The 8069-nt window shown below is 74.6% G+C and carries 8 protein-coding genes and 1 pseudogene; 7 read left to right on the top strand and 2 right to left on the bottom strand.

Annotated elements, in window-relative coordinates:
* Positions 1–1077, top strand: a 1077-nt coding sequence (locus ETD96_RS36290) for a DUF1996 domain-containing protein (RefSeq protein WP_138640995.1), incomplete at its 5' end; no start/stop codon positions are given.
* Between the two features lie 123 nt (positions 1078–1200).
* Positions 1201–1860, top strand: coding sequence for an NAD(P)H-binding protein (locus tag ETD96_RS36285; RefSeq protein WP_138640994.1), 660 nt, complete (start codon positions 1201–1203; stop codon positions 1858–1860).
* A gap of 18 nt (positions 1861–1878) precedes the next feature.
* Here the strand turns inward: ETD96_RS36285 and ETD96_RS36280 are convergent, their stop codons facing one another.
* Positions 1879–3681, bottom strand: a complete 1803-nt coding sequence (locus ETD96_RS36280; protein ID WP_138640993.1) for an AMP-dependent synthetase/ligase — start codon at positions 3679–3681, stop codon at positions 1879–1881.
* A 193-nt stretch (positions 3682–3874) separates the two neighbouring features.
* Here ETD96_RS36280 and ETD96_RS36275 point away from each other — a divergent pair, with 193 nt between their 5' ends.
* The 5 genes from ETD96_RS36275 to ETD96_RS36255 all read left to right on the top strand — a co-directional run bounded on the left by ETD96_RS36275 (position 3875) and on the right by ETD96_RS36255 (position 7886).
* Positions 3875–4570, top strand: a complete 696-nt coding sequence (locus ETD96_RS36275; RefSeq protein ID WP_138640992.1) for a copper homeostasis protein CutC — start codon at positions 3875–3877, stop codon at positions 4568–4570.
* Between the two features lie 71 nt (positions 4571–4641).
* Positions 4642–5409 carry a metallophosphoesterase family protein gene (locus ETD96_RS36270; protein WP_138640991.1) on the top strand — a complete coding sequence of 256 codons (768 nt, stop codon included), beginning with the start codon at positions 4642–4644 and terminating at the stop codon, positions 5407–5409.
* A gap of 64 nt (positions 5410–5473) precedes the next feature.
* On the top strand, positions 5474–5908 hold the full coding sequence (locus ETD96_RS36265) for an SRPBCC family protein (RefSeq protein ID WP_138640990.1): 435 nt from the start codon (positions 5474–5476) through the stop codon (positions 5906–5908).
* A 272-nt stretch (positions 5909–6180) separates the two neighbouring features.
* Positions 6181–7164, top strand: a complete 984-nt coding sequence (locus ETD96_RS36260; protein WP_138640989.1) for an ROK family glucokinase — start codon at positions 6181–6183, stop codon at positions 7162–7164.
* A gap of 2 nt (positions 7165–7166) precedes the next feature.
* The gene (locus ETD96_RS36255) at positions 7167–7886 is read left to right on the top strand and encodes an endonuclease/exonuclease/phosphatase family protein (RefSeq protein WP_138640988.1); all 720 of its coding nucleotides are present in this window, start codon (positions 7167–7169) and stop codon (positions 7884–7886) included.
* Here ETD96_RS36255 and ETD96_RS36250 read toward each other — a convergent pair.
* A pseudogene (locus ETD96_RS36250) lies at positions 7883–8069 on the bottom strand (hypothetical protein); the annotation flags it as partial. The gene ETD96_RS36255 and the pseudogene ETD96_RS36250 sit on opposite strands and share 4 nt — an antisense overlap.

The following is an 8069-nucleotide window of genomic DNA, read 5'->3' as shown; positions in this document are numbered from 1 at the left end:
CCGGCCGCCGAGCCCACCGACCAGCCCACGGCCGAACCCACGGACCAGCCCACCGACCAGCCGACCGGTGAACCCACCGACGGCATGGGCGGCCAGATGGGCGACGGCGGCCAGATGGACGACGGCCAGAACGGCGGCCAGGGCGACGGCGGCGACCAGGGGCAGCAGCCCCCGCCCAACCCGGAACTGCGCGCCGACCAGTTCGTCGACATCCGCAAGGCGCCCCGCGTCCGGCAGCCGCGCCGCACCCGGCAGGCGTCCACCGGCGTGTTCTCGTCCAACTGCGGCGTGAACGAGGGCCAGGCGCACAGCAACCCCGACAACGTCCTCGCCGCGCCCGGCGTCGTGAACGGCGCGCACCACATCCACGACTACGTCGGGAACCTCGACACGAACGCGTTCTCCACCGACGAGACGTTCGCCGCCGCCGGGACCACGTGCACCAACGGCGACAAGTCGGCCTACTTCTGGCCGGTGATCCGGCTGCGCGACGGCAAGGACACCTCCGACCGGGCCGAGCAGAGCACGGCGGACGGCAACGTCGGCAGCATCGTCACCCCGTCCAGCGTGAAGCTGCAGTTCCTTGGCAACCCGCGCGCCAAGGTGACGGCGGCGCCGCCGTTCATCCGCATCGCCACCGGCGACGCCAAGGCCGTCACCAACGGGCTGAAGAACGCCCACGCGTCGTGGACGTGCAGCGGCTTCGAGAACCGGGCGTTCACCGACAAGTACCCGCTGTGCCCGCGGGGCAGCAAGGTCGAGCGCGTGCTGAACTTCCCCGGCTGCTGGGACGGCCAGAACACCGACAGCGCCAACCACCGCGACCACGTCGCCTTCGCCGACGCGCGGACCGGCGCCTGCCCGCAGGGGTTCAAGGCGATCCCGCAGCTGCGGATGACGCTGGCCTACGACGTGCCCGCCAAGCCCCTCGCCTTCGCGCTGGACAGCTTCCCCGAGTCGGGCCACGACCCGGTCACCGACCACGGCGACTTCATCAACGTGATGGGCGAAGGGCTCATGCGGCAGGCGGTCAACGCCATCAACAAGGGCGCGCGCACCACCGGCAAGCGCCGCTGACCCGCGCCCCGCGTCCGGGAAGCCCGGAACGCCGGGGGAGCGCACCGGAACGCGGCCGGTGAGGGCGGGCCTCACCGGCCGCGTCCGCGCGCGTCCGGGGGCCGGGCGTCCTACGATCGCGGCATGGACATTGTGATCGCGGGCGGGCACGGGCAGATCGCGCTGCGGCTGTCCCGGCTGCTGGCCGCACGGGGGGACACCGTACGCAGCATCATCCGCAACCCCGCGCACGCGGATGACGTCCGGGACGCCGGCGCCGAACCGGTCGTGTGCGACCTGGAGTCCGCCGGCGCCGCCGAGGTCGCCGGGCTCATCGCCGGGGCGGACGCCGTCGTGTTCGCCGCCGGTGCGGGGCCGGGCAGCGGCGTGGCCCGCAAGGACAGCGTCGACCGCGCCGCGTCGGTGCTGATGGCCGACGCCGCCGAGCGCGCGGGCGTGCGCGACTTCGTGCAGATCTCCGCGATGGGCGCGGGCGAGAAGGCCGCCCCGGGGCGCGGCGAGGTGTGGGACGCCTACATCCGCGCCAAGGGCGAGGCCGAGGACGACCTCCGCGACCGCGACGCCCTCGACTGGGTGATCCTGCGTCCCGGCCGGCTCACCGACGACCCCGGCACCGGCCTGGTGCGGCTGGACGAGCCGCCGATCGGGCACGACGCGGTCACCCGCGACGACGTGGCGGCGGTCATCGCGGCGCTGCTCGACGACCCCGGCGTCCGCCGCCGCACGCTCGACCTGCTGAACGGCGGCACCCCGGTCGAGGACGCCGTCGCCTCGCTCCGCTGACCCGCAGGGCGGCCCCCGCTACGAGGCGTAGAGGGAGTCGATCTCGTCGGCGAAGTCCTTCATCACGACGTTGCGCTTCACCTTCAGGCTCGGCGTCATGTGGCCGGCCTCCTCGGTGAAGTCGACGCCGAGGATGACGTACTTCTTGATCGCCTCGGCGTGGCTGACCGACGTGTTGGCCTCGGCGACCGCGCCCTCGATCTCGGCGATGAGGTCGGGGTCGCGGCGCAGGTCGTCGACGCCCATCGCCGCGGGCTTGCCGTGCTGCTCCTTCCACGGCCCGAGCGCCTCCTCGTCCAGCGTGACGAGGGCGCTGATGAACTTGCGCCCGTCGCCGACGACGAGGCACTGGCTGATCAGCGGGTGCGCGCGGAGCCGGTCCTCCAGCGGGGCGGGCGCGACGTTCTTGCCCGCCGCGGTGACGAGGATCTCCTTCTTGCGGCCGGTGATGCGCAGGAAGCCGTCCTCGTCGAGGGAGCCGAGGTCGCCGGTGTGGAACCAGCCGTCCTCCAGGGCCTCCTTGGTGGCGGCCTCGTTGTTCCAGTAGCCGCGCAGGACGTTGATGCCGCGCACGAGGACCTCGCCGTCCTCGGCGATGCGGACGTCCACGCCGGGGATCGGCCGGCCCACCGTGCCGATCTTGATGGCGGTGGGCCGGTTCACGCTGGCGGGCGCGGTCGTCTCGGTGAGGCCGTAGCCCTCCAGGATCGTGATGCCGACGCCGCGGAAGAAGTGCCCGAGGCGCTCGCCCAGCGCCGCCCCGCCCGACACCGCGTACTCCACCCGGCCGCCGACGGCGGCGCGCAGCTTGCCGTACACCAGCACGTCGAACAGCTTGTGCCGCGCCTTGAGGGCGAGCCCGGGGCGGCCGGCGTCCAGCGCCCGGCTGTAGGCGATCGCGGTCTCGGCCGCCGCCTTGAAGATCTTGCCCTTGCCGTCCGCCGCGGCCTTCTGCTCGGCACCGTTGTAGACCTTCTCGAACACGCGCGGGACGGCGAGCAGGAACGTCGGCCGGAACGAGGCGAGGTCGGGCAGCAGGTTCGGGATGTCGCTGTGCCCGAGGACGATGCCGCCCTCGATCGTCGCGACCTGGATCAGCCGCGCGAACACGTGCGCGAGCGGCAGGAACAGCAGCGTGGAGCTGCCCTCGACGGCGACCTCGGCGATCGCGCCCTGCACCGCGTTCCGCGCGGTCGACACGAGGTTGCCGTGGGTGAGCTCGCAGCCCTTGGGGCGGCCCGTGGTGCCGGAGGTGTAGACGAGCGTGGCGACGTCGGCGGCGGTGCGGGACCGGCGGCGCTCCTCGATCACGTCGTCGCCGACGTCCGCGCCGAGCCGGACGACCTCGTCGACGCCGCCCTCGTCGATGGTCCAGACGTGCGCGAGGCCGGGCAGCCGGTCCCGGACCCCGGCGACGCGCTCGGCGTGCTCGGCGGTCTCGGCGAACACGGCCTTCGCGCCGGAGTCGCCGACGATCCACTCGATCTGCTCGGCGGACGACGTCTCGTAGATGGGCACGGACACGGCGCCGGCCGTCCAGACGGCGTAGTCGAGGACGGTCCACTCGTAGCGGGTCCGCGACAGCAGGCACACCCGGTCGCCGGGCTCGACGCCCGCGGCCGCGAGGCCCTTGGCGGCCGCCGCGGCCTCGGCCGCGAACTCGGCCGCGGTGACGGCGCTCCAGGCGTCCCCCGCTCCCGATCCGCTCTTGCGGCGCGCCACGATCGTGCCGGGCTGCTCGGCGGCACGGGTGAAGGGCGCGTCGGTCAGATTGGCGGAGTCGGGAACCTCCACCATCGCGGGGACGCTGAACTCGCGCACGGCCCACTCCTGTTGTCGGTCTTCCAGGTCGGCGGGAAGTCTCCGGAGGCTTCCGCACCCGAATGATACCCATCAGTAGGAATTTCGCCGGTTCAACGGCACGGCAAAGAACGCCCCGTCGCCCGTGGCGCCCGCCGCCGCGTCGCCTACGCTGGTCCCCGGTCGCACAACGCAGGCGGTTCGGGGGAGGGCCATGTCGCTGCTGGAAGTGATCGCGCTCACCGTGGACGACGCGCGCGCGGCGGAGGAGGGCGGCGCCGACCGGATCGAGGTCGTCGCCGACATGGCCGCCGACGGGCTCACCCCCGATCCGGACCTCGTCGCCGCGATGCGGGCCGCCACGGCGCTGCCGATGCGGGTGATGCTGCGGGCGAACGCGGGCTTCCGCACGACCGGCGCCGAACTGGACCGGCTCCGGCGGGCCGCCGCCGACCTCGCCGCCGCGGGCGCGGACGGCTTCGTGCTCGGCTTCCTCGACTCCGCCGGCCAGGTCGACGCCGCCGCGACCGGCAAGCTCGCCGCCGTCGCCGCCCCGCTGCCGTGGACGTTCCACCGCGCGCTCGACCACGCCGCCGATCCCGTGCAGGCGTGGCGGGCCGTCCGCCACCTCGGCGGCGGCCTCGACACCGTCCTCACGGCGGGCTCCGCGCGCGGCGTCGACGCCGGCGTGGACGTGCTGGTCCGGCGCGCCACCGAGGACCCGGACGCGGCCGGGATGATCATGGCCGGGGGCGGGCTGCGCCGCAAGCACGTCGCGGTGCTCGCCGCCGCGGGCGTCACGGCGTTCCACGTCGGCACCGCCGTCCGCCCGGACGGCGCCTGGGACCTGCCCGTCGACCCGGCCCTCGTGCGGGAGTGGCGCTCGCTGGTGTCCGCCGCGACCGGCTGACCCCGAGCAGGGAACCGCGACCGGCGGCCCCGCCCGCCCTGCGGGGTGGTCTGTCCTATTAGAGTCGGTTCATGAGGATCCACGTGGTGAGCGACGTCCACGGCCGCGCGGACGCCCTGGCGAGCGCGGCGGACGGCGCCGACGTCCTCGTCTGCCTGGGCGACCTGATCCTGTTCATCGACTACCAGGACCACGCGCAGGGGATCTTCGGCGAGCTGTTCGGCCAGGAGAACGCCGACCGCTTCATCGCGCTGCGCACCGAGAAGCGCTTCGACGAGGCCCGCGCCTTCTCCCGGGGCCTGTGGGCGTCGCTGGAGGGCGACGCGTGGCCGCACATCGAGCGCGCCGTCGACCGGCAGTACGCGGAGCTGTTCGCCGCCATGCCCGCCCCCGCCTACCTGACGTACGGCAACGTCGACGTCCCGCGCATGTGGGCGGCGCACCTGCGCGACGGCCACCACGTCCTGGACGGGGAGACCACCGAGATCGGCGGGCTGCGGTTCGGGTTCGTCGGCGGCGGCCTGCGCACCGAGTACCGCACCCCCTACGAGCTGGACGACGAGACCTACGCCGCCAAGGTCGCGGCGATCGGCGAGGTCGACGTGCTGTGCTCGCACATCCCGCCCGCCGTCCCCGAGCTGCTCTACGACACGGTGGCGCGCCGGTTCGAGCGGGGCAGCGAGGCGATCCTGGAGCTGATCCGCCGCACGCAGCCGCGGTACGCGCTCTTCGGGCACGTCCACCAGCCGCTCGCGAGCCGGATCCGCATCGGCCGCACCGAATGCGTGAACGTCGGGCACTTCCGCGCACGCGGCGTTCCGTACGTCCTGACGGTGTGACGGATACCGTCGTCACGACGGCGGGCCCCGGCGCGGGCCCGCGGACGGCAGGAGGGAGACGGAAATGGCCGACCGCACGCGTTCCTCCATCACGGTCAAGGCCGGCAAGGCCGAGATCATGGCGGTGATCGCCGACCTGGAGGCGTACCCGCGGTGGGCGAGCGGCATCCGCGAGTTCACCGTGCAGGAGACCGGCGAGGACGGCCGCGCGCTGCGCGGCCGGCTGACCTTCGACGGCGGCCCGTTCAGCGACACCGTCGGGCTCGCCTACACCTGGGAGGGCGACGACCGGGTCAGCTGGGAGCTGGTCGAGCCGGGCACGGTCGTCACCGGCCTGCACGGCACCTACGCCCTCGCCGAGGAGGGCGGCGCCACCGAGGTGACCTACGAGCTCGCCGTGGACGTCCGCATCCCGATGATCGGCATGGTGAAGCGCAAGGGCGAGAAGCGGATCATCGACTCCGCGCTCAAGGGCCTCAAGCGCCGCGTCGAGAGCTGAGCCCGGCGCCGCGCTCCCCGCCGCGCGGCGGGGAGCCCGGCGGCGGCGCCGATACCGCGCGCGCCCGCGGCGGGGGATGATGGAGGCGACGGCGGGGCATGGGACCGTGCCAACGCACGGAGCCCGGGCCCCCGGAGGCGTCGATTCGCCCGCGGGCGGGTACGTCCGACCGGTCGGGATGGCCCGGCCCGGCGGAGCCGGCCCGGCCCCGCCGGCATCGGGTACTGCGGCAGTGGCTCCATCCGGGGCGCGCGAGGAGGAGGAAGCGTTACATGGCCCTGACCATCGGCGTGGATGTGGGCGGCACGAAAGTGGCCGCGGGGGTCGTCGACGACCGGGGGACGATCCTGGAGAAGGTCCGCCGGCCGACTCCCTCGACGAACCCCAAGGAGACCGCCGAGACCATCGCCGAGGTCGTCGACCTGCTGAAGGGCAAGTACGACGAGGTGTCGGCGGTCGGCCTCGGCACCGCGGGCTTCGTCGACGAGGCCCGCGCCACGGTGCTGTTCGCGCCGAACCTCGCCTGGCGGGACGAGCCGATCAAGGAGAAGGTCGAGAGCCTGGTCGGCCTGCCCGTCGTCGTGGAGAACGACGGCAACGCGACCGCGTGGGGCGAGGCCCGGTTCGGCGCCGGGCGCGGTGAGGACATCCTCGTCCTGGTGGCGCTCGGCACCGGCATCGGCGGCGGCATCATCATCAACGGCGAGCTGTACCGGGGCCGGTTCGGCATCGGCGCCGAGATGGGGCACTTCCGGGTCGTCCCGGACGGGCGGCGCTGCGGCTGCGGCAACCGCGGCTGCTGGGAGCAGTACGCCAGCGGCAACGCCCTCGTGCACGAGGCCCGCGACCTCGCCCGGGTGGCGCCCGCGATGGCGGGGCGGCTGCTGGAGCTCGGCGGCGGGCGGCCGGAGGGCATCAGCGGCCCCGAGGTGTCGCAGGCGGCCCGCGAGGGCGACAAGGCCGCCCTGGAGTGCTTCCGCACCATCGCGCACTGGGCGGGCCAGGGCCTCGCCGACCTGTCCGCCATCCTGGACCCGGGCGCGTTCATCATCGGCGGCGGCCTGTCGGACGCCGGCGACCTCCTCCTCGACCCGATCCGCGCCGCGTTCGAGGACGCGCTGACCGGACGCGGCCACCGCCCGCTGCCCGACATCCGGATCGCCGAGCTCGGGTCGGCGGCGGGCATCGTCGGCGCCGCGGACCTCGCCCGCGTCCGGCCCGTCCAGGACGCGGCCGTCCAGGACGCGGCCGTCTAGGCGTGGCCGCCGTCCGCCTGCTGAGCTACAACGTCCGGTCGCTGCGCGACGACGCGGCGGCCGTGGCCCGCGTCGTGCGCGGCGCGGGCCCGGACGTGCTGTGCCTGCAGGAGGTCCCGCGGTTCCGGGCGTGGCGGCTGCGGCGCCGCCTGCTGGCGCGGGCGTGCGGCCTGCGGATCGCGGCGGGACGGCGGGCCTGCGGGCTCGCCGTCCTCACCGCGCCGCACGTCCGCCGGGTCGCGCGCGAGTTCCATCTGCTCACGCCCGACCGGGGCCTGCACCGGCGCGCGCTGGCGATCGCCGTGCTGGAGGCGGACGGCGCCCGCCTGATCGCCGCGAGCACCCATCTGGACCTTGAGCCCGGCGCGCGCGAGCGCCACGTCCACGAGATCCTCGGCCACCTCGACCGGGCCCACGACCGCCACGGCGCGCCCGTGGTGCTGGCGGGCGACTTCAACGAGGAACCGGGCGGCGCCGCCTGGGGCGTGCTCGCGGGCCGGTTCCGGGACGCCTACGCGGTGGCCGGCGCCGGCGGGGAGCTCACCTTCTCCGCCCGGAACCCGAACCGGCGCATCGACGCCGTCTTCACCGACCCCGCGATCGGGGTCGACGCGTGCGGCGTCCCCGAGGAGGAGGCCCTCGCCCGCGACTACCCGATCGCGACCGACCACCGGCCGGTCCTGGCCGACCTCCGCCTCGACCGGACGGCGGGCCCGGGCTAGACGATGGCCCCGTCGTCGGGGTCGCGGGGCTCGTCGCCCATCCGCAGCACGAGCGTGACGAAGCCGCCGATGAAGGCGGCGACGGCGAGGAAGGCGGCCCAGCCGGGCACCTCCCAGTCGAGGATGACGGTGACGAGCAGGTAGACGGGCCCGCCGATCAGCGCGATCCAGGCGCCCTTGGTG

Origin of the sequence: Actinomadura geliboluensis, assembly GCF_005889745.1 — a bacterium.
GTDB classification, from domain to species: Bacteria; Actinomycetota; Actinomycetes; order Streptosporangiales; family Streptosporangiaceae; genus Spirillospora; species Spirillospora geliboluensis.
Note: the sequence above shows the minus strand (reverse complement) of the source record. Positions and strands in the feature narration are given on the sequence as shown.